General features: G+C 70.2%; 22 protein-coding genes and 1 other RNA gene. 20 read left to right on the top strand and 3 right to left on the bottom strand.

Annotated features, from left to right (window positions below; genetic code table 11):
• The first annotated feature begins 110 nt into the window (after positions 1-110).
• Positions 111-2249, top strand: coding sequence for a TonB-dependent siderophore receptor (locus tag CSW64_RS16155; protein WP_099623064.1), 2139 nt, complete (start codon positions 111-113; stop codon positions 2247-2249).
• Positions 2250-2265: 16 nt separating this feature from the next.
• Here CSW64_RS16155 and CSW64_RS16150 read toward each other — a convergent pair whose 3' ends face one another.
• Entirely contained in the window at positions 2266-4266 is a 2001-nt protein-coding gene (locus CSW64_RS16150) for a TonB-dependent receptor plug domain-containing protein (RefSeq protein WP_099623063.1), read from the bottom strand.
• Positions 4267-4968: 702 nt separating this feature from the next.
• On the opposite strand from CSW64_RS16150, the gene CSW64_RS16145 reads away from it, so the two are divergent.
• From CSW64_RS16145 to murG, 16 genes are all read left to right on the top strand, one after another.
• Positions 4969-5766: a crotonase/enoyl-CoA hydratase family protein gene (locus tag CSW64_RS16145; protein WP_099623062.1), complete on the top strand. Its 798-nt coding sequence runs from the start codon at positions 4969-4971 to the stop codon at positions 5764-5766.
• Positions 5759-6307: a hypothetical protein gene (locus tag CSW64_RS16140; RefSeq protein ID WP_099623061.1), complete on the top strand. Its 549-nt coding sequence runs from the start codon at positions 5759-5761 to the stop codon at positions 6305-6307. Before CSW64_RS16145 ends, CSW64_RS16140 begins: the two co-directional genes overlap by 8 nt.
• The gene (locus CSW64_RS16135; protein WP_099623060.1) at positions 6308-6907 is read left to right on the top strand and encodes a DUF3052 family protein; all 600 of its coding nucleotides are present in this window, start codon (positions 6308-6310) and stop codon (positions 6905-6907) included. It begins immediately after the preceding gene.
• A gap of 40 nt (positions 6908-6947) precedes the next feature.
• A complete protein-coding gene (locus tag CSW64_RS16130; RefSeq protein ID WP_099623059.1) occupies positions 6948-7841 on the top strand; it encodes a DMT family transporter in 894 nt (297 codons plus the stop codon).
• Positions 7838-8572: a peptidoglycan recognition protein family protein gene (locus CSW64_RS16125; protein ID WP_099623058.1), complete on the top strand. Its 735-nt coding sequence runs from the start codon at positions 7838-7840 to the stop codon at positions 8570-8572. Before CSW64_RS16130 ends, CSW64_RS16125 begins: the two co-directional genes overlap by 4 nt.
• Positions 8573-8722: 150 nt before the next feature.
• Positions 8723-9101: RNase P RNA component class A (gene rnpB, locus CSW64_RS16120), an RNA gene on the top strand.
• Between the two features lie 379 nt (positions 9102-9480).
• The gene (locus CSW64_RS16115; protein WP_099623057.1) at positions 9481-9954 is read left to right on the top strand and encodes a division/cell wall cluster transcriptional repressor MraZ; all 474 of its coding nucleotides are present in this window, start codon (positions 9481-9483) and stop codon (positions 9952-9954) included.
• On the top strand, positions 9951-10889 hold the full coding sequence (gene rsmH / locus CSW64_RS16110) for a 16S rRNA (cytosine(1402)-N(4))-methyltransferase RsmH (protein ID WP_099623056.1): 939 nt from the start codon (positions 9951-9953) through the stop codon (positions 10887-10889). Before CSW64_RS16115 ends, rsmH begins: the two co-directional genes overlap by 4 nt.
• On the top strand, positions 10886-11260 hold the full coding sequence (gene ftsL / locus CSW64_RS16105; RefSeq protein WP_099623055.1) for a cell division protein FtsL: 375 nt from the start codon (positions 10886-10888) through the stop codon (positions 11258-11260). Before rsmH ends, ftsL begins: the two co-directional genes overlap by 4 nt.
• Before the next feature lie 4 nt (positions 11261-11264).
• Entirely contained in the window at positions 11265-13013 is a 1749-nt protein-coding gene (locus CSW64_RS16100; protein ID WP_099623054.1) for a peptidoglycan D,D-transpeptidase FtsI family protein, read from the top strand.
• Positions 13010-14473: a UDP-N-acetylmuramoyl-L-alanyl-D-glutamate--2,6-diaminopimelate ligase gene (locus CSW64_RS16095; RefSeq protein WP_099623053.1), complete on the top strand. Its 1464-nt coding sequence runs from the start codon at positions 13010-13012 to the stop codon at positions 14471-14473. The genes CSW64_RS16100 and CSW64_RS16095 overlap by 4 nt, the downstream gene beginning before the upstream one ends.
• Positions 14466-15857, top strand: coding sequence for a UDP-N-acetylmuramoyl-tripeptide--D-alanyl-D-alanine ligase (locus tag CSW64_RS16090; protein ID WP_099623052.1), 1392 nt, complete (start codon positions 14466-14468; stop codon positions 15855-15857). Before CSW64_RS16095 ends, CSW64_RS16090 begins: the two co-directional genes overlap by 8 nt.
• On the top strand, positions 15857-16957 hold the full coding sequence (gene mraY, locus CSW64_RS16085) for a phospho-N-acetylmuramoyl-pentapeptide-transferase (RefSeq protein WP_099623051.1): 1101 nt from the start codon (positions 15857-15859) through the stop codon (positions 16955-16957). The genes CSW64_RS16090 and mraY overlap by 1 nt, the downstream gene beginning before the upstream one ends.
• A gap of 16 nt (positions 16958-16973) precedes the next feature.
• Positions 16974-18389: a UDP-N-acetylmuramoyl-L-alanine--D-glutamate ligase gene (murD, locus tag CSW64_RS16080; RefSeq protein WP_099623050.1), complete on the top strand. Its 1416-nt coding sequence runs from the start codon at positions 16974-16976 to the stop codon at positions 18387-18389.
• A complete protein-coding gene (ftsW, locus tag CSW64_RS16075) occupies positions 18386-19558 on the top strand; it encodes a putative lipid II flippase FtsW (RefSeq protein WP_099623049.1) in 1173 nt (390 codons plus the stop codon). Before murD ends, ftsW begins: the two co-directional genes overlap by 4 nt.
• An 11-nt stretch (positions 19559-19569) precedes the next feature.
• On the top strand, positions 19570-20664 hold the full coding sequence (gene murG / locus CSW64_RS16070; protein ID WP_099623048.1) for an undecaprenyldiphospho-muramoylpentapeptide beta-N-acetylglucosaminyltransferase: 1095 nt from the start codon (positions 19570-19572) through the stop codon (positions 20662-20664).
• A 121-nt stretch (positions 20665-20785) separates the two neighbouring features.
• Here the strand turns inward: murG and CSW64_RS16065 are convergent, their stop codons facing one another.
• Positions 20786-21241, bottom strand: coding sequence for a surface-adhesin E family protein (locus CSW64_RS16065; protein WP_099623047.1), 456 nt, complete (start codon positions 21239-21241; stop codon positions 20786-20788).
• Positions 21242-21293: 52 nt separating this feature from the next.
• Here CSW64_RS16065 and murC point away from each other — a divergent pair, with 52 nt between their 5' ends.
• The 3 genes from murC to murB are packed head-to-tail and all read left to right on the top strand — an operon-like array spanning position 21294 to position 24056.
• Positions 21294-22715: a UDP-N-acetylmuramate--L-alanine ligase gene (gene murC, locus CSW64_RS16060; RefSeq protein WP_099623046.1), complete on the top strand. Its 1422-nt coding sequence runs from the start codon at positions 21294-21296 to the stop codon at positions 22713-22715.
• 13 nt (positions 22716-22728) lie between these two features.
• Entirely contained in the window at positions 22729-23154 is a 426-nt protein-coding gene (locus CSW64_RS16055) for a hypothetical protein (RefSeq protein WP_150131436.1), read from the top strand.
• Positions 23151-24056 carry a UDP-N-acetylmuramate dehydrogenase gene (gene murB / locus CSW64_RS16050; RefSeq protein ID WP_099623044.1) on the top strand — a complete coding sequence of 302 codons (906 nt, stop codon included), beginning with the start codon at positions 23151-23153 and terminating at the stop codon, positions 24054-24056. Before CSW64_RS16055 ends, murB begins: the two co-directional genes overlap by 4 nt.
• A 122-nt stretch (positions 24057-24178) precedes the next feature.
• Here the strand turns inward: murB and CSW64_RS16045 are convergent, their stop codons facing one another.
• Positions 24179-24622, bottom strand: a complete 444-nt coding sequence (locus tag CSW64_RS16045) for a PaaI family thioesterase (RefSeq protein ID WP_099623043.1) — start codon at positions 24620-24622, stop codon at positions 24179-24181.
• Positions 24623-24655 lie beyond the last annotated feature (33 nt).

Below are 24655 nucleotides of genomic sequence, written 5' to 3'. Positions count from 1 at the left end.
CATCCTTGCGAGTCACTCGCAAATGCAATAGTTCGGCGCCCGTCGTTATGGAATGGGCGGGACTTCAAATGCTTCGGAAACATCCGGTCGCTAGTCGGGCGCGGTTTGGTTTGGCCGGTTCGGCGTCGTTCGGGGCGCTGGCCGCGGCGCTGCTCGTCCCAACGCTCGCGGTCGCCGCAGAGGAGGCGCCGCCGCCCGCCGAGGACAAGGCCCAGGTCGAGGCGTTGGTGGTCTACGGCCGCGGCGCGACGGCCAACACCGCCGCCACCGGGCTCGATCTGACGCCCCGGGAGACGCCCCAGTCGCTGAGCGTAATCACCCGCGAACAGATCGAGGACCAGGGCGCGTTCAAGGCGACCGAGATGCTCGCCTACACGACCGGAATCTCGCTCAAGGCCGTCGACCGGGGGCGCAACCAGCTCGCGGCGCGCGGCTTCGAGATCGGCAACTTCCAGCTCGACGGCGTGCCGTTCGAGAACGGCAACATCGGCCTGGAGGAGACCAGCACGGCGATCTACGAGCGGATCGAGGTGGTGCGCGGCGCGACCGGCCTGATGCACGGCGCGGGGGAGCCGTCCGCCTCGATCAACCTGATCCGAAAGCACGCCACGGCGCGGGAGCTGACCGGCCAGCTCAGCCTTGAGGCCGGCTCCTGGAGCCGTTTCTCCAGCACGGCGGACGTGACCGTGCCGTTCACGAAGGACGGTTCGGTCCGCGGGCGCTTCGTCGCCCAGGTCTACGACCAGGACGCCTTCGTGGATCTGGAGCATTCCAAGGGCTTCACCCTGTACGGCGTCATCGACGCCGACCTGGGCGAGAACACCCGGCTCAGGCTCGGCGCCAGCCACCAGCGCGACGAGCGCAGCGGCGTCCTCTGGGGCCAGCTGCCCTACTGGTACTCCAACGGGACACGTACGAACTGGGACCGCTCGAAGACCAGCGCCGCGCGGTGGAACCAGTGGGACACCACCGAACAGGCCGCCTTCGTCACCCTGGAGCATTCGTTCAGCCCGCGCTGGTCGGCGCGCGGCGATCTCAGCTACCACCGCCAGGAGGAGGACTCGAAGCTCCTCTGGATGTGGGGCGCGCTCGACGCCCAGACCGGCCAGGGCATGAGCGCCTGGCCCTACTGGTTCGGCTCGAAGCCCGAGCAGTGGAACGCCAGCCTGTCCGTGAAGGGCGCCTATGACCTGTTCGGCCGCGAGCATGAGCTGGTCGTCGGGGCTTCGTACAACCGCCTGAGCAACGGCTGGACCAACCGCGAGCCGGTCGGCGTCCAGCCCGACTCCGGCGACTTCCATCGCTGGGACGGTCGCTATCCCGAGCCCGTCTGGGGGCCGCGCTTCCGATCTTCGGGCTTCGGCGTGACGACGCAGAGCGGCGTCTACGCGGCGACCCGCTTCCAGGTCACGGACGACCTGAAGCTGATCGCCGGCGGCCGCCTGAGCCAATGGAAGCGCGAGGAGGCGGTGTCGCAGGGCTCGCCGACGCCCTACACGATGAAGCACGACAACGTCTTCACGCCCTACGTCGGGGTGATCTACGACATCACCGACACGGTCTCGGCCTACGCCAGCTACACCAGCATCTTCGACCCGCAGACCTACCGGGACCGCAACGGCCGGTACCTGGACCCGCTCGAGGGCGACAACTACGAGGCCGGGGTGAAGGCCGACCTGCTGGGCGGGCTGCTGCGGGCCTCGGCCGCCGTCTTCCGCGTCGAGCAGAACAACTTCCCGGTGGTCGACGAAGGCCACCTGATCCCGGGCACGGTCGACCCCGCCTACCGCGCCGCCGAGGGCACGGTCTCCAAGGGCTACGAGCTCGAACTGGCCGGCGAGGTCATGCCGGACTGGGACGTCAGCGTGGGCTGGACGCAGTTCTCGGCCGACGACGCCGACGGCGCGCCGGTCCAGGCCCACCACCCGCGGCGCGTGCTGCGGCTGTCCACCAAGTACCGGCTGTCGGGCGCCTTGGAGCGTTTCAGCATCGGCGGGTCGATGCGCTGGGAGAGCCGGCCGCCGCAGACGGCGGAAAACCCGGCCACGAAACTGAAGGAAGCCGTCGGCCAGCCGGCCTACACGGTCGTGAACCTGATGGCGCAGTACGAGCTGACCGACCAGACGACGATCCAGCTGAACGTCAACAACGTCTTCGACGAGAGCTACTACAGCAACAACACCTGGTTCGCCGGTTTCGTCTACGCCGAGCCGCGCAACGCCCGCCTGACGCTGCGCCACAGCTTCTGACGGCGGGGCGGCGGCCCTAGTGGTCGCCGCCGCCGAAGCGGATGCGCACGCCGCCGTTGACGACGAAGCCGTCGGCGGGGGCCCAGGCGTCCGTCGTCCATTCGCCCGCCGGTCCCCGGCGCGGCAGGACCAGGCGATCGTACTTGGTCTGGCGCACGTTCAGCAGGTTCTCGAGATTGAGGAACAGCCGGACGTCGCCCAGCACGATCTCGCCGAGCATTCCCAGCTCCAAGTAGGGACGGCCGCGGGAGCGGTAGGGATTGTCCTCCAGGTCCTGGGCGCCGGTGTAGTAGGCCTCGATCCCCAGTCGGCCCTTGTCGTGCTGCTCCCACATGGCGACGACGCCGGCCGTGTGCCGGGGCGTGACCGGGATGTCGCGGCGGCCGGCGCCGCCCGGGCCGGGCTCGGTCGCATCGACATAGACGTAGCTGCCGGTCACCGTGACGTCGTTCCAGCGATAGCGCACCAGGGCCTCGACGCCGATCGTCTCGGTCGGGCCCTGGAGGTTCACCAGACGTACGCCCTCGGCGACGCCGCCGGGGTCGATCGGCTCCAGCCGGACGGCGTTCTCGATCCGGGAGCCGAAGAGGGTCAGGTTGGCCTCGAAGGGGCCGGCGGCGTAGCCGCCCTCGAGCGACACCGTGTCGGCGGTCTCCGCCTTCAGGCGGCCTAGCGAAGCGAGCCGCGACAGGCCGGCGGCCTCGATCTCCTCGACGAACGGCGTCGGGGCGTAGAAGCCCTGGCCGACCGAGGCGCGGACGGTCCAGGGGCCGGGCCGGTAAAGCACCGACACCCGCGGGCTGACATGCGAGCCGTAGTCGCTATGCGAGTCCCAGCGGACGCTTCCAGCGACGGTCAGGTCGTCGTTCAGGCGATGCTCGACCTGGGCGAACAGGGCCGGCGTCTCGAAGCTGTAGTCGAAGGTCGGATAGGCCTTGCTGCGATAGGCGTCGTTCTGCACCGCCGCGCCGACCAGCCAGGAGGTCGCGTCGGTGTTCGCCGCCAGGGCGGCCTCCGCGAAGAGGGTGCGGTGGCGGTCGTCCTCGACCGTGTCGCCGTAGCGATGGCCGTGCTTCTGGGTCACGCCGGCGGCGCGCAGCTGCAGCACGCCCCAGCCCTCGATCGGCGTCTCGGAGGTGAAGCCCGCGTCCAGCCGGCGGCTGGTCTGCGTCTGGGGGAAGGCCTCGCCGGTCGGCGTGGTCCGGCCGGGCGCCGTGCCGCCCTGGCGATCCTCCCGCATCCCCCCGATCGTGAAGTAGGCGCGGCCGCCGCCGTCGCCCTCCCAAAATAGCCGTGGCCGCACCGTCCAGCGGTCGTAGGCCGGGGTGTCGATCCAGCCGTCGTCGTCGAGGTCCTGGCGCAGCTGGCGATGCTTGCCGCCGGTGATCGAGCCGCTCCAGCCGCCCGTGATCGGCGAGGCGGCGTAGACCGTCGCGTCCTGGCCGTTCCGGCTGGTCGCGTTCAGGAGGATCTCGGCCATGGGATCCGCGTCGGGCCGCCGCGAGACCAGGTTGATCACGCCGCCCAGAGCGGATGGACCGTACAGGGCCGAGGCGGCGCCCTTGATGACCTCGACCTGGCCGAGGTCCGACGGCGGGATCTGGAGCACGCCCAGCGCCTGGCCGCCGTACAGCGGCAGTCCGTCGGCGAGCAGCTGGGTGTAGCGGCCGCGCATGCCCTGCATGCGGATGCTGGCCGCGCCCAGGGCGGGCGAGGTCACCTGCACGCGGACGCCGCCGGTCTCGGCGACCATCATGGCGATGTTGCCGGGAGACATGAGGACCTTCTCCTCGATCTCCTCCTGATTGATGATCTCGACGCGGATCGGCTCGTCCTGCACCCGGCGACCCGAGCGGGTCGCCTGGACGATCAGCTCCTCGACCTCGCCGACCTCTTCGCCGGCCGGCCCGTGGTCATGCTCCTGAGCCTGCGCTTGCGCGGCGGAACCCCAGACGAGCGCGGTCGCGGCGAGGAGGAGCGGGAGGCGGGATCGGCCAGGCGCGCGGAGAATCAGCATGTGGCGCAGGCTAGATGCTCTAGCCACTAGAGGATAAAGCCTCGATCGCCTTTATGAGCGTGGTTTTTGTATGCGCACAGACGACGGCGCGTCCGGCGGCCGCCGCGAGCGACCCCTTCGGCCCGGGGCCATCCCAGGCTCATCCCCCAACGAGCAAGAGGACGGTGCTTCCGGTCGCCCGGCCGCATCGCCCTCTTACCCAAGCCCATTGCTGGACTTGCGGTCTGGAGGTCTCGGATCCGCCAGGGTCCTGGATTGCGCCAGGTCTTTGCTCATCCGCGCCGGGGCTGGTCTCCGAAGGTCTCCCTCCGGTCCTGGGGTCCTGGAGCGTCCCGCCCGCTTGGCCTTCCGGTAATCCCGTTTCCGGTTTCCCGTCTCGCCAGCGCCGCGTTTCCTCTCGACGGGTTGACTGTGCGACGAGACCGGCTATGTAGCAACCGCTCTGAATTCCCGACATGTGAATGCTTCCCGCCGTCTCGGTTGAGCGGCTGTGGATGCTTTGTGTGTTCTTTTGGATTCTGCGTGAGAAAACAGGGTTCTGCCGTTTTCCACAGCAAACTCGAGGCGACCACTCGCGAGGCCGGATCCGCGGGTCGTCAGGGCGCGGACGAGCGCGCGGCGTGAAGAGCGGAGGGTGTTCCGTCGGCCGCTGGGCCCCGCTATGAACCTGCCGACAAGACAACACGCGCGCAGGAAACCGGCATGTCCCTGATCACCACCGAGAAGCACGGCCATGTGGCGGTGCTGACCCTCAACCGTCCGGACTCGATGAACGCCCTGGGCGCGCCCGGCGACGGGGACCAGGTGGCGCAGGCCTGCGCGGCGATCAACGCCGATCGCGACGTGCGCTGCGTGGTGCTGACCGGCGCGGGCCGGGCCTTCTCGGCCGGCGGCGACGTCAAGGCGATGAAGGCGCGGGAAGGGGCCTTCGCCGGCAACGGCGTCGACCTGCGCGACGGCTACCGCAACAACATCCACCGCATCGTTCGCTCGATCTACGGCCTGGAGGTTCCGTCGATCGCCGCGGTCAACGGGGCGGCGATCGGCCTGGGCTGCGACGTGGCCTGCATGACCGACATCCGCATCGCCGCCGACAGCGCGCGGTTCGGGGTGACCTTCCTGAAGCTGGGCCTGATCCCCGGCGACGGCGGCGCCTGGCTGCTGCCGCGCACCATCGGCATGAGCCGGGCGGCCGAGCTGCTGTTCACCGGCGACGTGGTCGACGCCCAGACCGCCTGCGACTGGGGCCTGGTCAGCCGGGTCGTGCCGGCCGACACGCTGATGGGCGAGGCCATGGCCATGGCCGAGAAGATCGCCCAGCAGCCGCCGCACGCCCTGCGCCTGGGCAAGAGCCTGCTGAAGCACGGTCAGACCACCAGCTACGACACCCTGATGGAGATGAGCGCCGCGGCCCAGGCGATCAGCCACCTGACCGAGGACCATATGGAGGGCGTCGACGCCCTGCTCGAGAAGCGCCCGGCGGTGTTCAAGGGTGCGTAAGGCGGCCGTCCTGACCGTGGCGGCGGCGGTCGTCCTGGCGGGCGGCCTCGTCGCCTGCGAGCGCAAGCCGGACCTGCGGCCGGCGGCGGAGCCCGAGCGGCCCGCGCCCAAGGCGCCGGCCGCCGCCAAGGCGCCCAAGGTCAAGACCAACTCCGACTGGGCCTTCGGTCGGGGTCAGAACAGCGTCGAGATCGTCCACCTGCCCGGCGGCGACGTCGACCGCGCCGACCTGCGGCTGGTCTGCGCCAAGGGCGACGGCTTCATGATCTGGGCGCCGACGTTCAAGCGCGAGACCGGGCGAAACAGGTTGGCCGTCGAGGGCGGCGGCGAGGTCCAGGGCCTGGTCGTGGCCGACGTGGCCAAGGGCGTCCAGGCGACCGGCCCGATCACCGGCGGCCTGCTGGCCATCGTCGAGAGCGGCAAGCCGCTGACGATCAGCCACGGAACCCAGGCCCTTGGTCCGTTGGAGGCGCCGCCCGAGGGCATGCGCCGGGCCTTCGCCGACATCTGCCGCGGCCTGTACCGGGCGGGCGAGGTCTAGATGGGCAAGGAGGCGCACGACGTGGTCGCGCGCTTCGCCGACGGCGACGACGCCGGCCGCCTGCGATGGGAGGCGCCGAAGCTGGTTTTCCGCGGCCGCGCGCGGCGGGTGTTCGAGGGCGCGGCCCTGGCTGGGCTGGCGACCGACGGCGAAGATCTGGTCCTGGCCGACGGGTCCCGCTTCAAGCTCGGTGTGGTGCAGGCGGGCCGCTGGGCCGAGGCCATCCTCCGCCCGCCTGGACGGCTGGACAAGCTGGGGATCAAGGCGGGCCAGCGCGTCGCGGTGCTCGACCTCGACGATCCCGACTTCGCCGTCGAACTGGCCGGCCGGGTCGCGCCGACGAGTACGCTCACCGAACTGGATATCCTGGTCTACGGCGCCGACGGCGCCGAGGCCCTGGCGCGGATCGGCGATCTGGTCCCGCGGCTGGCTGAGCGCGGCGCGTTGTGGGTCGTGTCGCTGAAGGGCAGGGCGGCCCAGGTCAAGGACGTCGAGGTCATGGCCGCGGCCCGCCTTCACGGCCTGGTCGACAACAAGGTCTGCGGCTTTTCGGACACGCGGACGGCGCTTCGCTTCGTTCGTCGAAAGACCGGTACGTAGTCCCTCGCCATCCGTCACGAAAGCAGACTAAGGGTCGAGCATGGCCCTGCGTGATTTCGTGATCCTGGTCCTGATCTGCCTCGTCTGGGCCGCGAACAACATCGTCAGCAAGATCGTGGTCGCCCATTGGGACGTGCCGCCGCTGTTCTATGCGGCCGTGCGGTTCATGCTGGTGGCGCTGTGCACCCTGCCGTGGCTGTTGCCGGCGCCCAGGCCGACCTGGCGGCTGGTCCTGGTGGCGCTGCTGATGGGCGGGGGCAACTTCGCGCTGCTGTTCATCGGGCTGAAGACGGCGAGTCCCTCGGCGGCGGCCATCGTCTCCCAGCTGGGCGTGCCGATCACCACGGTGCTGTCGATGCTGATGCTGGGCGAGCGGGTGCGCTGGCGGCGCGGCCTGGGCATCGCCCTGACGCTGGCGGGGGCGATGACGGTGATGTGGCACGGCGCGGGCTTGGAGATGTCGTCCGGCCTGTGGCTGGTCGCGGCCGCCGCGTTGGCCGGCTCGCTGGGCGCGGTGATGATGAAGCAGATGGACGGGGTGCGGCCGCTGCAGTTCCAGGCCTGGGTCGGCTTCACCTCGATCTGGCCGCTGGCAGCCGTGAGCGCGTTCATCGAACAGGATCAGATCCCGCTCGCTCTGGCCGCCGGCTGGCCGTTCGTCGGGGCGGTGGCGTTCTCGGCCCTGGTCGTCTCGGTGCTGGCCCACACCTTCTACTACGGCCTGATCCAGCGGTACGAGGCGACGCTGATCTCGCCCCTGACCCTGATGACGCCGCTGGCCACCATCGCCATGGGCGTCCTGATCACCCACGATCATTTCGACGCACGGATGGCCATCGGCGCGACGCTCGCGCTAGTAGGGGTGCTGATCATCGCCCTGCGGCCCAATCACGTGGCGCCGCTGCTGATGGCGATCCGGAACCGTTCGCAATGAGCCTGGACTTCATCGAAGCGCCGTCGCCCAACTTCGACGCCCGCAACAAGGTCCCCGACATGCTGGTGCTGCACTACACCGGCATGCAGACCGGCGAGGCGGCGCTGGAGCGGCTGCGCGACGACAGCCGGCCGGGCAAGGTGTCGTCCCACTATCTGGTCGAGGAGGACGGGCGGATCTTCCGGCTGGTGCCCGAGGAACGGCGGGCCTGGCACGCCGGCCAGTCGTTCTGGCGCGGCGAGGACCAGCTGAACCACGCCTCGATCGGGATCGAGATCGTCAATCCGGGCCACGAGTTCGGCTACCGCGCCTTCCCGGACGCCCAGATCGCCGCAGTCATCGCCCTGGTTGGCGACATCCGCACGCGCTGGACGATCGACGACAATCGGATTCTGGGCCACTCCGACATCGCGCCGGGCCGCAAGGTCGATCCGGGCGAGCTGTTTCCCTGGAAGCGGCTGGCGGAAGCCGGTCACGGCGTCTGGGCCGAGGCGGCCTCCGCGCCGGGCCAGGCCCTGGCGGAGGGCGACGAGGGGGTGGGGGTGTTCGCGCTGCAGGCCGGCCTGACCCGGCTGGGTTACGACAGCGCCCCGTCCGGCCAGTTCGACGCCAAGACCAAGGACATCGTCGCCGCCTTCCAGCAGCACTGGGTCCAGAGCCGCTGGGACGGCGTCGCCGACGGTCAGACGCGGGCGACGCTGATGGCGGTGCTGCGGGCGGCCGCGGACTGAAGCGTGTAGCGTCCTTCGAGGCGCGACCCCGAGGGATCGCTCCTCCGGATGACGAGCATCTGAATGCGTCATGGTGAGGAGCGAGCTTCGGCGAGCGTCTCGAACCACGCATTGACCTTCCGCCCTCCAACGATCAAAACCCGTCCCGGATCAGACGGCCGGGCGGTCGCGGCGCCTCGGCGTCGAGGAAAGTCCGGGCTCCACGGTGACAAGGCGGCGGGTAACGCCCGCCCGGGGTGACCCGAGGGATAGCGCCACAGAAAGCAAACCTCCTCCGCCGCGGCGGCGGGAAGGGTGAAAGGGTGGGGTAAGAGCCCACCGCGGACCTGGTGACAGGGACGGCATGGCAAGCCCCGCCTGGAGCAAGACCGAATAGGGATTCCGCGCCTCCCTTGCGGAGGTAGGGCCGTCTCCGGCCCGAGGAATCCGGGTTGGTCGCGAGAACCGTCCAGCAATGGGCGGTCCAGAGGAATGATCGTCGCGGGCCTTCGGGCCCGAACAGAACCCGGCTTACAGGCCGTCTGATCCGCTTCGCCTCCGACCGGGACATCGCCGCGCCGCCCGGGGTTCGACAGCCGCCGCGGCGGCTGGGGCGGGGACAGGCTCCCGCAGGGTGCGTGTCCCCTGACGCGACCTCGGGGACACGCACCGCTTCGCGGAGCATGCCCCCATGCTCGGGACCCCGAATTTGGGCCGAAATGGGCCAAGGGCCAGGTTATCCCCATTATACTTAACAGGTTCTCAGTATGTTCTGTGGATAAGTGTCTTTCTTGCCCCAAGAGACCCTGCGACATACTTGTTTTCACGAAGAAACGACCCTTCGTGTCATTGCGTCCCAGTTCGTCCCATGTTAACCCAACTTCTATCGCCGAAGGGGTCGGCGGTCGTCGAGTCAGGGCTTGGGCAGGGTGTTCCTCTCGACCTTCGAAAAGCAGCTGGACAGCAAGCGGCGCATCGTCGTGCCGCATGAGTTCCGTGCTGCGGTCGGCCAGCCTTTCGACGGCGTCTTCTGCTTCCCTGCGATCGAGGCCGACTGCCTGGAAGGCGGCGGCAAGGCCCTGTTCGACCGCTATGTCGCCCTGATCGAGGAGTTGCCGTTCGGCGACCCGCTGCGCTCGGCGCTGGAGGCGACCGTCTATGGCGGCATGGCCCGGATGAGTTTCGACGACGCCGGCCGCATCACCCTGCCGCCCGCCCTGTGCGACATGTTCGGCCTGGCCGCCGGCGACTGGATCTCGGTCGTGGGCATGGGCGAGCGCTTCCAGATCTGGCCGCGCGAGGCCTTCCAGGCCCATCGCGCCGCCGCCCGCGACGCCGCCCGTTCGGGCTTGGCCGAGCTGCGCGCCGCCCAGCGCGCCCGCATCGCCGGAGCGGCCGGATGAGCGAGGGTCCCCACGTCTCCGTCCTGCTGGGCGAGGTGGTCGAGGCGCTGAAGCCGACGTCGGGCGAAACCATCGTCGACGGCACCTTCGGCGCGGGCGGCTACAGCCGCGCCTTCCTCGAGGGCGGCGCGGCCGTCGTGGCCTTCGATCGCGACCCGAGCGCCCGCCGCTTCGCCGCGCCGCTGGAGGCCGGCGGCCGGTTTCGGCTGGTCGAGGACCGCTTCTCCAACATGGCCGAGCATTTCGCGCCCGGTTCGGTCGACGGGGTCGCGCTCGACATCGGCGTGTCGTCGATGCAGCTGGACGAGGCTGATCGCGGCTTTTCCTTCATGCGCGACGGTCCGTTGGACATGAGAATGGGCGGCGACGTGCCCAGCGCGGCCGACCTGATCAACACCGCCGACCAGGCCGAACTGGCCCGTATCTTCTGGGTCTACGGCGAGGAGCGCGAGAGCCGCCGGGTGGCGTCCTTCATCGTGCGCCGCCGGGCCGAGCGACCGTTCGAGCGCACCCTGGATCTGGCCGAGGTGGTCGAGAGGGCCCTGGGCGGCCGCCGCGGCGCCAAGGTGCATCCGGCCACCAAGACCTTTCAGGCCCTGCGCATCGCCGTGAACGAGGAACTTTCCGAGCTCGAACAAGGGCTTGTCGCGGCCGAGCGAATCTTGAAGAGCGGGGGGCGACTGGCCGTCGTCACCTTCCACTCCCTCGAAGACCGCATCGTGAAAGCCTTCTTCGCCGCCCGCGCCGGTCGCCTGCCGGGCGGCTCGCGCCATGCCCCGCCGGTGAGCGGCGGCCCGGCGCCCACCTTCGATCTGCCGTTCAAGGGTCACATCGATCCGACGGAAGCCGAGATCGCCGCCAATCCGCGCGCGCGCTCGGCCAAACTGCGCGCCGGGGTTCGCACCGACGCGCCCGCATGGAGGGACGCCGCATGATCGGACGCATGGTCCAGGCGCTGTTCAACCACCGCACCCGCGGGTTCCGCACGATCAACGTCGCGCTGGCCTCGGGGCTGCTGGTCCTGGCGGTCGGGGTCAATCTGGCCAAGACCTTCGCCGGCAAAGAGCGCACCCAGATCGGCCAGGTCGAGCGGGACATCGACAAGGAGCGGGTCCGCATCCGCGTCCTGGAGGCCGAGGTCGCCCACCTGGAGCAGCCCGAGCGGCTGGAGCGGCTGTCGCGCGCCTACCTGGCCATGGAGCCGGTGCAGGCCAAGCAGGAGGCGACGCCCGACACGGTGATCGCCGTCGCCCAACGCGGCGCGAACGGCGGCGCGCGCGCCACTCCGGCCGGGGGCGCGTTCTGATCCCATGAGCATTCCCGACCTCGCCCCGCAACGGTACCCGGCGCTCTGGCGCTGGATCATCGAGCGTGTCTGGCGGGTCGAGCACGCCTTTGAGCGCGCCCACGCCGACGGCAAGGCCGAGAACGACACCCGCATCCGCATCTTCGTCGTCCTGGCGCTGTTCCTGGTCGGCTTCACGGTGATGGCCGGCGGGGCCGTCTACTCGGCCGTGCTGTCCGATGCGGGGCAGGGCGGCAGGGCCTACGCCGGCGTTCCCAAGCGCGCCGACCTGGTCGACCGCGAAGGCCGGCTGCTGGCCGCGAACCTGACCCACTACACCCTGTCGGTCGACGTGCGGGAGATGTGGAGCAAGCGCGAGACCCGCGAGGCTCTGCTCAAGGCGCTGCCGCGGCTGACCGCCAAGCAGGTCGACAAGGCCCTGTCCGCCCAGAAGCGCGGCGTCGTGCTGCGCGGCCTGACCCCGGCCGAGAAGGCGCGGGTCCACGATCTGGGCCTGCCGGGCGTGGTCTTCGATCCCGAGGAGCGTCGGGTCTATCCGCTGGGCGCCCTGGCCTCGCATCTGCTGGGCTACGACGAGAAGGGCGGCGATCCGGTCGCCGGCGCCGAGAAGGCGTTGGCCAAGGACATCCTGGCCGCCGGCGCCGAGGGCAAGCCGGTGGCGCTGTCCATCGACGTCCGGGTCCAGGCCGCCGTCGAGGAGGAGCTGGCCGCCGCCGCGGCCGAGTACCAGCCCAAGGGCGCCGTGGGCCTGGTGACCGACGTCCAGACCGGCGAGATCCTGGCGATGGCCAGCTGGCCGGACTTCGATCCCAACGCGCCCGGCCGGGCGACCCCCGAGCAGCTGCGCAACCGCGCGGCGGCGTCGGTGTTCGAGATGGGCTCGACCTTCAAGGCCTTCACCGTGGCGATCGGCCTGGACGCCCATGTGGCCAGCCCGGACTCGACCTTCGACGCCACCCAGCCGCTGAAGATGGGCTACCGCACCATCCATGACTTCCATGGCACCAACCGCATCCTGACCCTGCGCGAGGTGTTCAACCACTCGTCCAACATCGGCACCGCCCGGCTGGCGCTGGCCGTGGGGCCCGAGCGGATGGAGCGCTACTTCCAGGCTCTTGGCCTAACCAAGCGGGCCCAGGTCGAGCTGCTGGAGTCCACCCGTCCGCTGACCCCGAAGAAGTGGGACGAGGACGACATGGCCTCGGTCTCGTTCGGCCACGGCATCAACGTCTCGCCGCTGGCCCTGGCCCAGGCGATGGGCGCGATCCTGAACGGGGGCCGGATGATTCCGCTGACCATCCGCAAGCTGCCGGCCGACCTCCGGCCTCAGGGCGAGCGGGTGATGTCGGAGCAGACCGCCATCTCGATGCTGCAGATCATGCGCGGCAACGTCGTCGGCGGCACGGGCCGGAAGGCCGACGCGCCGGGGCTGATGGTCGGCGGCAAGACCGGCACCGGCGAGAAGTACGACCCCGAGATCCGCGGCTACAGCCACTACAAGCAGGTCGGCTCGTTCGCGGCCGTCTTCCCGACCGACGGGCCCGTCGACACCAAGCGCTACTTCGTGCTGGTGCTGATGGACGAGCCCCAGGGCGCGGTGCGCACCGGCGGCTGGGTCGCGGCTCCCGCCGTCGGCCGGATCATCAACCGCATCGGGCCGTTCCTGGGGGTGGAGCGCCGCCCCGAGGAGCCCAAGGCGGCCACCATCATCGCGGCCGGCCCCGCCGCCGCCCAACCGGAGACCGGACTGTGAGCCTGCGCCTGTCAGACCTCGTGAAGCGCGAGCTCGCCGACGATCCGGCGATCAAGGGCGTCACCGCCGACAGCCGCAAGGTGAAGCCGGGCTATCTGTTCGCGGCCCTGCCGGGCTCGACCGTGGACGGCCGCAAGTTCATCCCCGGCGCGATCGAGGCGGGCGCCGCCGCCGTGCTGGCGCCGGACGATGTCGGCGGCCTGCCGGTTCCGGTCGTGCACGCGGGCGACCTGCGCCGCGCCTACGCCCTGGCGGCGGCCAACTTCTGGGGCCGCCAGCCAGCCGTCTGCGTGGCCGTCACGGGCACCAACGGCAAGACCTCGGTGGCCACCTTCTGCCGCCAGATCTTCGCCGCCGCCGGGCACAAGTCGGCCAGCATGGGCACGCTGGGCGTGACCATCAGCGATCCCTGCGGCCCCGACGAGCAGATCACCCCGCCGGGCCTGACCACGCCCGACGCCGCCGACGTCGCCGAGCTGCTGGCGACCCTGGCCGAGAAGGGCGTCACCCACCTGGCGCTGGAGGCCAGCTCGCACGGGATCGACCAGCGCCGCCTGGACGGCGTGAAGCTCGCCGCCGCCGGCTATCTGAACCTGACCCAGGACCACCTCGACTATCACGGCACCATGGGCGTCTACCGGGCGGCCAAGCTGCGGCTGTTCGAGACCCTGCTGCCGCGCGGCGGGACGGCCGTGCTGAACGCCGACAGCGACCAGTTCCCGGCCTTCGCCGCCGCCGCGACCGAGGCCGGCCAGACCATCATCTCCACCGGCAAGGCCGGGGAGGGCGTCCGCATGGCCGACCGCCTGCTGACTCCCGAGGGGCAGCGGCTGAAGCTGATCTACGCGGGCGAGGAGTACGACGTGCGCCTGCCGCTGGCGGGCGGCTTCCAGGCCGACAACGCCCTGGTGGCGGCGGGCCTGTGCATCGCGGCGGGGATCGATCCGGCGGCGGTGTTCATCGCGCTGGAAGGTCTGCGCGGCGCGCCGGGCCGGCTTCAGCGCGTCGGGACCGGCCGGACCGGCGGCGAGGCCTATGTCGACTACGCCCATACGCCGGACGGGCTGGAGACGGTGCTGAAGGCCCTGCGTCCGCACACGCTGGGCAAGCTGGTCGCCGTCTTCGGCGCCGGCGGCGACCGCGACCGCACCAAGCGGCCGATCATGGGCGAGATCGTCGCCCGGCTGGCCGACGTGGCCATCATCACCGACGACAACCCGCGCTCGGAAGACCCCGCCGCGATCCGCGCCCAGGTGCAGGATGGCGCGCCCGACGCGCAGAACATCGGCGACCGTCGCGAGGCCATACGCGCCGCCGTCGCCCTGCTGAACGAGGGCGACGTGCTGGTCGTGGCCGGCAAGGGTCACGAGCAGGGCCAGACCATCGCCGGCGTCACTCATCCGTTCGACGACGTGACCGAGACCGCCGCCGCCCTGGGCCTGGAGCATGCTCATGGCTGAGCCGCTCTGGACCTCTGACGAGATCGGCGCCGCCACCGGCGGGCGTGTCGTCGCGGGACCGTTCGCGGTGAGCGGCGTGTCGATCGACAGCCGCTCGGTCGAGCCGGGCGATCTGTTCGTGGCCCTGGCCGGCGCGCGGGACGGGCATGAGTTCGCCGCCGGCGCCCTGGCCTCGGGCGCGGCGGCGGTGCTGGCGCGCAAGCCGGTGCAGGGGCCGCATGTGCTGGTCGAGGACACCCTGGGCGCGTTGGAGAAGCTCGGCGTCGCGGCGCGGGACCGCAGCCCGGCCCGCCGCGCGGCGATCACCGGTTCGGTCGGCAAGACCAGCGTCACCCAGGCGGTGGCCGCGGGCCTGGCCCTGGCCGGTCGCTGGCACTCGTCGGTGAAATCCTACAACAACCACATCGGCGTGCCGCTGACCCTGGCGCGGATGCCGCGCGACACCGAGCGCGCCGTGTTCGAGATCGGCATGAACCACGCCGACGAGATCGGGCCGCTGTCGCGCTTCGTTCAGCCGGACGTGGTCGCCATCACCACCGTCGGGCCGGTGCATATCGAGAACTTCCCGAACGGCGAGCGCGGCGTCGCCCTGGCGAAGGCCGAGATCTTCCAGGGCCTGAAGCCCGGCGGCGTCGCGGTGCTGAACGCCGACAACGTCTGGTTCGACCTGCTGCGCGAGGAGGCCGGCAAGGTCGGCGCGCGCGTGCGGAGCTTCGGCACGGGCGAGGACGCCGACGCCCGGCTGCTGGCCTTCGAGCCGGCCGACGGCCGCGTGCGGGTGCGCGCGCTGGTCGACGGCGAGACGTTGAGCTTCCCGCTGCGCCAGACCGGTCTGCACTGGGGGCTCAACAGTCTCTGCGTGCTGCTGACTCTGGAGGCGATGGACGTCTCGCGCGACACGGCCCTGGCGGCGCTGGAGGGCTTCGCGCCCCTGGCTGGCCGTGGGGCCGAGAAGACCGTCGCCATCCCCGGCGGGGTCTTCACCCTGATCGACGAGAGCTACAACGCCAACCCGATCTCGATGGAGGCGGCGTTCCGCACCCTGGGCGCGCGCGCCGCGCCGGGGCGACGGATCGTCGCGCTGACCGACATGCTGGAGCTGGGCGAGCAGGCCCCGAGCTTCCATGCAGGCCTTGCCGCGCCGATCGAAGCGGCCGACGTCGACCTGGTGTTCGCCGCCGGGCCGATGATGAAATCGCTCTGGGACGCCCTTCCGCCGACTCGTCGCGGCGGCTACGCCGAAACGGCGGCGCAGCTGGCGCCGCTGGTCGCATCGGCCGTAGAGCCGGGCGATCTGGTGATGGTGAAGGGGTCGAACGGAAGCCGCGCGGGCGTCATCGCCGCCGCGCTGGCCGCGCTCGATCATGCAGGGGACAAGGCCTGATGCTGTATCTGCTCTACGAGCTGCGGGATCATCTCCCGGCCCTGAACCTGCTCAAGTATCTGACCTTCCGGACGCTGATGGCGACCGTGACCGGCTACGTCATCGCCGTGGCGATGGGCTCGCGCTTCATCGGCTGGATGCGGACCAAGCAGGGGCGGGGCCAGCCGATCCGCAAGGAAGGTATCGAGCGCCACGTCATCGAGAAGGCCGGCACCCCGACCATGGGCGGCCTGATGATCCTGGCGGGGGTCACCGGCGGCACGCTGCTGTGGGCCAACCTGACGAACATCTACGTCTGGGTCGTGTTGATGGTGACGCTGGCCTACGGCGTTCTCGGCTTCATGGACGACTACGACAAGGTCACCAAACAGACGACGGCCGGCGTCTCCGGCAAGATGAAGCTGCTGATCCAGGGGTTGGTGGCGGTCGCCGCGGTGGCGGCGCTGGTCTACTTCGGCGCCAAGTCTCCGGACACGCCGCAGCTGTCGACCTCGGTGGCCTTCCCGATCTTCAAGCGGCTGCTGCTCGACCTGGGCCTGTTCTATGTCGTCTTCGGCGCCTTCGTGATCGTCGGGGCGTCCAACGCGGTGAACCTGACGGACGGCCTGGACGGCCTGGCCATCGTGCCGGTGATGATCGCCGCCGCGACCTTCGGCCTGATCGCCTACCTGGTCGGCAACTACAACTTCGCCCAGTACCTGCAGGTCCACTTCGTGCCGGGCACGGGCGAGATCATGGTCTTCTGCGGGGCCATGATCGGGGCCGGGCTGGGCTTCCTCTGGTACAACGCCCCGCCGGCCAAGATCTTCATGGGCGACACCGGTTCGCTCGCCCTGGGCGGCGCGCTGGGCGCGGTCGCGGTGGCGACCAAGCACGAGATCGTCCTGGCCATCGTCGGCGGCCTGTTCGTGGCCGAGGCGCTGTCGGTGATGATCCAGGTCCTCTACTTCAAGCGGACCGGCAAGCGCATCTTCCTGATGGCGCCGATCCACCACCACTTCGAGAAGCTCGGCTGGGCCGAGTCCACCGTGGTGATCCGCTTCTGGATCATCTCGCTGATCCTGGCCGCCATCGGCCTGGCCACCCTGAAGCTGAGATAGGGAGAGCGGGCGCGACATGATCCCGGTTCGCGGTTTCGAGGGACGCAAGGTCGCCGTGTTCGGTCTCGGCCGGACAGGGCTGACGGCCGCGCGCGCGCTCGTCGCCGGCGGGGCCGAGGTCGTGCTCTGGGACGAGAACGAGGGCGGGCGCTCGGCCGCCGAGTTCGAGGGCTTCAAGGTCGCCGACCTGTCGAAGGCCGACTGGAGCGAATTCGCCGCCCTGATGCTGTCGCCGGGCGTGCCGCTGACCCATCCCAAGCCGCACTGGACCGTCGAGATGGCCCAGGCGGCCGGCGTCGAGGTGCTGGGCGACATCGAGCTCTTCGCCCGCACCGTCAACGCCGCCCCGCCGCACAAGCGGCCGAAGATCGCCCTGATCACCGGCACCAACGGCAAGTCGACCACCACCGCGCTGCTGGGCCATATCTGCGCCAGCGCCGGCCGGGACACCCGCGTCGGCGGCAACATCGGCGTCGGGGTGCTGGGCCTGGAGGACATGCACGGCGGAGCCGTCTATGTGCTCGAGGTCTCGTCCTACCAGCTGGATCTGACCAGCAGCCTCAAGCCCGACGCGGCGGTGCTGCTGAACATCTCCGCCGATCACCTCGACCGCCACGGCGGCATGGACGGCTACGTCGCCGCCAAGCGCCGCGCGCTGCTGAACCAGGGCAAGGGCGACACCGCCATCATCGGGGTCGACGACCCCTGGTGCCAGCGGATCTGCACCGAGATCACCGCCGCCAACCGCCGGACCATCTGGCCGATCAGCGCCAGCCGCTCGATGGGCCGCGGCGTCTACGCCATCCAGGGCGTGCTCTACGACGCGACCGGCGACCGCGTGGTCGAAGTGGCCGATCTGATGCGCGCCCGCTCGCTGCCGGGCCGGCACAACTGGCAGAACGCGGCCGCGGCCTACGCCGCCGCTCGGGCTCTGGGCGTCTCCGCCGAGGACGCCGCCGCCGGCCTGATGAGCTTCCCAGGCCTGGCGCACCGGATGGAGACCGTCGGGACGATCGGCCGGGTCCGGTTCGTCAACGACTCCAAGGCGACCAACGCCGACGCCGCCCGCCAGGCGCTCAGCAGCTATCCGCGCGTCTACTGGATCGCCGGCGGCAAGCCGAAGTCCGACGGCATCGCGCCGCTGCACGACCTGTTCCCGCGCGTGGCCAAGGCCTACCTGATCGGCGAGGCCGCCGACCAGTTCGCTCAGGAGCTCGAGGGCCGGGCGCCCTACGAGCAGTGCGGCGTGATCGACGCGGCCGTCGCCGCCGCCTTCGCCGACGCCAAGGCCAGCGGCGAGGACGCCATCGTCCTGCTGTCGCCGGCCTGCGCTTCGTTCGACCAGTTCAGCGACTTCGAGGCCCGGGGCGAGGCCTTCCGCCACGCCGTCGAGGGCCTGACCCGGCCCGCCCTCAGGGGAGCGCGCGCATGACCGGCTCCAGCCCTCACGCCTTCCTCCGATCGGACAAGACGGCGCTGGGGCGCTGGTGGTGGACGACGGACCACTGGCTGCTGGGCGCCACCGCCGTCCTGATCGTGCTGGGCGTACTGCTGTCGTTCGGCACCAGCCCGGCCGCCGCGGCCCGCCTGCGCTACGACGACAGCTTCCACTTCGCCATCCGCCAGACCGTCTTCGGCGGCGGGGCGGTGGTCATGCTGATCGCGGTGTCGATGATGACGCCCCGCCAGATCCGCCGGACGGCCTTCTTCGTCTATCTGGCCATGATCGGACTGATGGCGGCGTTGCCGTTCCTGGGCCACGAGGCCAAGGGCGCGACACGCTGGATCAACTTCGCCGGCTTCACCCTGCAGCCCTCGGAATTCATGAAGCCGGCTCTGGTGGTGCTGGTCGCCTGGATGTTCGCCGAGGGACAGAAGGGCGAGGGGGTGCCGGGGGTGTTCATCGCCTTCTGTCTGTACGGCCTAGCCGTGGCCCTGCTGCTGATCCAGCCGGACGTCGGCCAGACGGTGCTGATCACCATCGCCTTCGGCGCCGCGTTCTGGATGGCCGGCGTGCCGATGAGCTGGATCATGGGCCTGGGCATCACCGCCGTCATAGGCCTGGGCAGCACATATTTCCTGATCCCCCACGTCCACAACCGGGTGCAGACCTTCCTCAGCCCGGACAAGGCCGACAAGCACCAGATCAGCCAGGCCAGCGAGGCCATCGCCGCCGGCGGCCTGTTCGGGCGCGGCCCGGGCGAGGGGGTGATGAAGCGCGGGGTGCCCGACATGCACACCGACTTCGCCTATTCGGTCCTCGCCGAGGAGTACGGTCTCATCTTCTCCCTGGCCCTGATCGCCCTGTTCGGCTTCCTGGTGGCGCGGGGCCTGTACAAGTCTCTACGGCTCAGCGATCCGTTCGAGCAGGTGGCGGCCGCGGGCCTGTTCGTGCTGGTCGGCCAGCAGGCCCTGATCAACGTGGCGGTGAACCTGAACATGATCCCGACCAAGGGCATGACCCTGCCGTTCATCAGCTACGGCGGCTCCTCGATGCTGGCCATGGGCCTGACGCTGGGCATGGCCCTGGGCCTGACCCGCAAGCGACCAGGCGCCTATGCCGGCAACGAAGGCCTCGCCCCCACCGGCGCCTTCGCTTAGTAGAGTTCACCATGCCCGCGAGACTTGCCGTCGTCGCTGCCGGAGGCACCGGCGGCCATCTGTTTCCCGCCCAGGCCCTGGCCGAAGAACTGATCCGCCGCGGCTGGCGCATCGTGCTCGCCACCGACGAGCGCGGCGCCCTCTACGCCGACAAGTTCCCGGCCGACCAACGCATCGCCCTGTCGGCCGCCACGGCGCGGCCCGGCGATCCCATCGGCATGCTGAAGGCCGGCTGGGCGGTGCTGCAGGGCACGCTGCAGGCCGGACGCGCCTTCAAGCAACTGGATCCGGCGGTCGTGGTCGGCTTCGGCGGCTACCCGTCGCTGCCGGGCCTGCTGGCGGGGATCGCCCAGCGACGGCCGACGGTGATCCACGAGCAGAACGCGGTGTTCGGCCGGGTGAACCGCTTCATCGCCGGCCGCGTTGATGCGGTGGCCTGCGCCTTTCCGACGCTGCAGTTGGCCAAGCCGGCGGTCGCGTCGCGGACCCATGTCGTCGGCAATCCGGTGCGGCCCGACATCCGCGCCCTCTACGGCGTTCCCTACGAGGCTCCCGCGGCCGATGGTCCGATCCGAATCCTGGTCACCGGGGGCAGCCAGGGCGCGCGCCTGCTGTCGGAGCTGACGCCCGAGGCCATCGCCAAGCTGCCCGAGGACCTGCGCGTGCGCATCGAGGTCCAGCAGCAGACCCGCAAGGAGTCGATGGACATCGCCCGCCGCACCTACGCCAACGCCATGGTCAAGGCCGAGGTGGCCCCGTTCTTCCGCGACATGGCCGGGCGGCTGAAGACGGCGCACCTGGTCATCGGCCGCGCCGGCGCCTCGACGGTTTGCGAGCTGGCGGTGGCCGGCAAACCGTCGGTGCTGGTCCCGCTGGCCGTCGCCCTGGACGACCACCAGACCTACAACGCAAAGCTGCTGGCCGACGCCGGCGCGGCGGCGATCTGCCCCGAGCGCGAGCTGACCGTGGACACCCTGGCCGGCGCCCTGAACGCCCTGCTGAAGGACCCCGACTGGCTGGCCCGCATGGCCGCGGGCGCGAAGTCCGTGGCGCGGCCCGACGCGGCCGAGCGGCTGGCCGACCTGGTCGAGGACACGGCGCGGTAGCGCCAGTACCCGTCCGTCCCGGCGAAGGCCGGGACCCAGCTAGGCCTGAGCTTCCGGGATTCCATTCGAAGTTCTGAGACCCCGACTGGGTCCCGGCCTTCGCCGGGATGCGCGGACGCAGTTAAGGCCCCTCGCTCAGCCACTTCCGGCCCAGGGTCACCGCCTCGTCCACCGTCTTGGCGTCCGGCCGGTTCTCCGCCCGCGCGCCGTCGCAGGCCATGCCGGCGAGCAACTCGTCGACGCTGCCCGGGGCGATCGGCCAGCTGGGCTGGGCGTCCACCGTACGGGGGCCTTCGCTGCGGTCGGCGCGGACGCTCTGGAAGCCGGTCAGGTCGATCACCTGGCGGCCGCAGTCGGCGCTCATGTAGGACCAGCCGCCCAGGAAGCGCTGGCCGCCGGCCTCGAAGTCCTCGTCCACCACCAGCAGGTAGCGGAAGGTCACCGCATCGCCGGTTCGCTGGATGCTGGCCAGGTCCATGAACTTGGCGAAGCGGCCGACCTCGACCGGGCGCAGGGGCTGGGCCAGGGCCGGGGCGGCGATGAGCCAGCCGGCGAGGACGATGAAAATACGCGACATTCCGCTCCCCTGACGTATTTCGGCGGGCCGACAAATCGTCTAATTCGCGACGATGAACCAGCGTCGTCGTCCCGTCCCCTTCGAACTCGGCCCCGTGCACTTCATCGGCATCGGCGGCATCGGCATGAGCGGCATCGCCGAGATCATGATCCGCATCGGCTACACGGTGCAGGGATCGGACCTGAAGGCCAGCGCCAACACCGAACGGCTGGAGAAGCTGGGCGCCAGGATCTTCGTCGGCCAGGACGCCGCCAACATCGAAGGCGCGTCGGCCATCGTCTATTCGACCGCCGTCAAGCACGATAATCCCGAGATGGCCGCCGCCCGCGAGCGCCGCCTGCCGCTGGTCCGCCGGGCCGAGATGCTGGCCGAACTGATGCGCCTCCAGTTCTCGATCGCCGTCGGCGGTACGCACGGCAAGACCACCACCACCTCGATGGTCGCGACCCTGCTCGACGCGGGCGGGCTGGACCCGACGGTGGTCAACGGCGGGATCATCAACGCCTACGGCACCAACGCCAAGGTCGGCGAGGGCGACTGGATCGTGGTCGAGGCCGACGAGAGCGACGGCACCTTCCTGAAGCTGAAGTCCACCGTCGCCGTGGTCACCAACATCGACGCCGAGCACCTGGACCACTGGGGCGACTTCGAGGCGGTGAAGAAGGGCTTCCAGGACTTCGTCGAGAACATTCCCTTCTACGGCTTCGCGGCGGTCTGCCTGGACCACCCCGAGGTGCAGGCCCTGACCGCGCGGGTCGAGAACCGGCGGCTGGTCACCTACGGGACCAACCCGCAGTCCGAGGTCCGGGCGATGAACATCGCCATGGGGCCGGAGGGCGCGCAGTTCGACGTGCTGATCTCGCCGCGCGAGGGCGAGCCGATCCGCTACGACGGCCTGAAGCTGCCGATGGCCGGCCAGCACAACGTCATGAACGCCTGCGCCGCCATCGCCGTGGCCCGTGAACTGGGCGTCGGCGAGGAGGGAGTCCGCAAGGGTCTGGCCGGCTTCGGCGGGGTCAAGCGGCGCTTCACCACCACCGGCGTCGTCAACGGCGTACGGGTCATCGACGACTACGCCCACCATCCGGTCGAGATCTCCAGCGTGCTGACCGCCGCCCGCGCAGTGACGCCCGAAGGCAAGGTCATCGCCGTGGTCCAGCCGCATCGCTACACCCGGCTGCGCGACCTGATGGCCGAGTTCAGCTCCTGCTTCAACGACGCCGATGTAGTGGTGGTGGCCGACGTCTACACCGCCGGCGAGGCGCCGATCGAAGGGGTCGACCGCGACGCCCTGGTCGAGGGGTTGCGCCGCTACGGCCACCGCCGCGCGCTGCCGCTCGAAGGGCCGGCGGCCCTGGCCGGGGTGATCGCCGAGGAGGCCAGGAGCGGCGACATCGTCGTGCTGCTCGGCGCCGGCGACATCACCAGCTGGGCCTATGCGCTGCCGGGGCAGCTGGAGGGGCTCGGGACGTGAGGCCCTTGGGTTGATGCTGACGGTTTCGGATTTTCCGGCGGACTTCGAAGCGTGGCTCGCTCTGAGCTTGGCGAATGGATTGCCGAGCGAGGTGGTCGCCATTTCGCCTAATCTGTTCCAGCCCGCCTTAAAGGAAGACGCGAGGTTTGGGGTCGAGCTGATTGGTGTGAGTAGCTTCGATGCCAATAATCCAGACTGGCCCTGTGATGAAGTCTGGGAACCCAGCCAACGATCGCTCACCATACCTGCGGACTTTTCCGGGGAGCGTTGGGAGGACTGCTTGGAGCGAACCCAAACCCTGCTGGCCCGGTACGTCGCCGATGACCGCTTCCGGATTCTGAAAGGCATCCAGGCGATTGGTATCGGTTTCGTCGATGGCGAAACACATCTCGTTTGGTCCAAGGCCTCTCAAGGCGAAATAGCAGAGACTTCAGTGTGACCTGGAAAGACAACCTCCCCGCGGTCCGCGGCAAGCTGCTGCGCGACGAGGCGCTGGCGCCGTTCACCTGGTTCCGCGTGGGCGGGCCGGCGGATGTCGTGTTCCTGCCCGAGGATGAGGCTGATCTCGCCGATTTCCTCAAGGCGCTGGACCCGGCCGTGCCGATTATCCCGATCGGGGTGGGGTCGAACCTGCTGGTCCGCGACGGCGGCGTCGAGGGCGTGGTCATCCGGCTGGGACGCGGCTTCAACGCCGTCGAGCCGCTGGAGGGCAACCGCATCCGCGCCGGCTCGGCTGTGCCGGACGCCATCCTGGCCCGCAAGGCGGCCGAGGCCGGCATCGCCGGGCTGGAGTTCTACGCCGGCATCCCCGGCACGGTCGGCGGCGCGGTGATCATGAACGCCGGCTGCTACGGCTCCGAGACGGTCAACGTCCTGATCTCGGCGCGGGTCATGGACCGTTCCGGCCAGGTGCGCGAGCTGCCGCTCAAGGAACTGCGCTACACCTACCGCCACAGCGCGCTGCAGGACGGCGAGCCGGTGGTGGTGCTGGGCGCGGCCTTCGAGGGGCTGCCCGACGACCCGGCGGTGATCAAGGCCCGAATGGCCGAGATCACCGCCCGGCGCGAGACCACCCAGCCGATCCGCGAGAAAACCGGGGGCTCGACCTTCAAGAACCCGCCGGGGCATTCGTCCTGGAAGCTGGTCGACGAGGCCGGCTGGCGCGGGAAGCTGTTCGGCGGGGCCAAGTTCAGCGAACTGCACAGCAACTTCATGATCAACACCGGCGAGGCCACGGCGGCCGACCTGGAAGGCCTGGGCGACGCGGTCCGCGCCGACGTGAAGGCCAAGACCGGCGTCGAGCTGAACTGGGAAATCAAGCGGATCGGGCGGCCGGCCTGAGGCTCGGGATGCTCCCCTCTGGGGGAGCTGTCGGCGCAGCCGACTGAGGGGGTGATGAGCGCGACAGACCCCCTCCGTCTCGCCTTCGGCGAGCCACCTCCCCCAGAGGGGAGGACCCGGTTTCAAGCGGATCGGGCGGCCAGGCTGGTGACGGCCTTCTCGCTCGCCACCAGCCGGGCCGTCGAGGTGGCGCGGGCCAGCAGCACGCCGTCGGCGTCCGTCAGCGTCGCCTCCAGGAAGCCCACGCTTCGGCCCAGCTGCACCACCCGGCCTTCGCCGAACAGCGGACCCGGCTTGGCGGGCGCCAGGTAGGACACGTTCATGTCCATGGTCACCGTGTACATCCGACCCTCTGTCATGGCGAACACCGCTGGGCCCATGGCGTCGTCGAGCATGGCCGCCAGCAGCCCGCCCTGGACGTAGCCCGAGGGGTTGAGGAACTCTGGTCGTCCCTCGAAGCCGATCCGGATCCAGCCCTTCTCGATGTCGGCGTCCAGCACATGCCAGCCGAGCAGCTCGGCGCAAGGCGGGCGGGGCAGGGCGTCGAGGGCGGTGGCGACGGGCATGGCGATCTCCTTGTGGAGGGCACCCTGCCGACA

The organism is Caulobacter mirabilis, assembly GCF_002749615.1.
Lineage (GTDB): Bacteria > Pseudomonadota > Alphaproteobacteria > Caulobacterales > Caulobacteraceae > Caulobacter > Caulobacter mirabilis.
This window is presented reverse-complemented; position numbering and strand designations above follow the sequence as displayed.

Bases quoted from the DNA above. Each gene is read 5' to 3' on its own strand.
- CSW64_RS16150 (WP_099623063.1), bottom strand. From the start codon at position 4,266: ATGCTGATTCTCCGCGCGCCTGGCCGATCCCGCCTCCCGCTCCTCCTC.
- CSW64_RS16145 (WP_099623062.1), top strand. From the start codon at position 4,969: ATGTCCCTGATCACCACCGAGAAGCACGGCCATGTGGCGGTGCTGACC.
- CSW64_RS16135 (WP_099623060.1), top strand. From the start codon at position 6,308: ATGGGCAAGGAGGCGCACGACGTGGTCGCGCGCTTCGCCGACGGCGAC.
- CSW64_RS16130 (WP_099623059.1), top strand. From the start codon at position 6,948: ATGGCCCTGCGTGATTTCGTGATCCTGGTCCTGATCTGCCTCGTCTGG.
- CSW64_RS16125 (WP_099623058.1), top strand. From the start codon at position 7,838: ATGAGCCTGGACTTCATCGAAGCGCCGTCGCCCAACTTCGACGCCCGC.
- rsmH (WP_099623056.1), top strand. From the start codon at position 9,951: ATGAGCGAGGGTCCCCACGTCTCCGTCCTGCTGGGCGAGGTGGTCGAG.
- ftsL (WP_099623055.1), top strand. From the start codon at position 10,886: ATGATCGGACGCATGGTCCAGGCGCTGTTCAACCACCGCACCCGCGGG.
- CSW64_RS16100 (WP_099623054.1), top strand. From the start codon at position 11,265: ATGAGCATTCCCGACCTCGCCCCGCAACGGTACCCGGCGCTCTGGCGC.
- CSW64_RS16090 (WP_099623052.1), top strand. From the start codon at position 14,466: ATGGCTGAGCCGCTCTGGACCTCTGACGAGATCGGCGCCGCCACCGGC.
- mraY (WP_099623051.1), top strand. From the start codon at position 15,857: ATGCTGTATCTGCTCTACGAGCTGCGGGATCATCTCCCGGCCCTGAAC.
- murD (WP_099623050.1), top strand. From the start codon at position 16,974: ATGATCCCGGTTCGCGGTTTCGAGGGACGCAAGGTCGCCGTGTTCGGT.
- ftsW (WP_099623049.1), top strand. From the start codon at position 18,386: ATGACCGGCTCCAGCCCTCACGCCTTCCTCCGATCGGACAAGACGGCG.
- murG (WP_099623048.1), top strand. From the start codon at position 19,570: ATGCCCGCGAGACTTGCCGTCGTCGCTGCCGGAGGCACCGGCGGCCAT.
- CSW64_RS16065 (WP_099623047.1), bottom strand. From the start codon at position 21,241: ATGTCGCGTATTTTCATCGTCCTCGCCGGCTGGCTCATCGCCGCCCCG.
- murC (WP_099623046.1), top strand. From the start codon at position 21,294: ATGAACCAGCGTCGTCGTCCCGTCCCCTTCGAACTCGGCCCCGTGCAC.
- CSW64_RS16055 (WP_150131436.1), top strand. From the start codon at position 22,729: ATGCTGACGGTTTCGGATTTTCCGGCGGACTTCGAAGCGTGGCTCGCT.
- CSW64_RS16045 (WP_099623043.1), bottom strand. From the start codon at position 24,622: ATGCCCGTCGCCACCGCCCTCGACGCCCTGCCCCGCCCGCCTTGCGCC.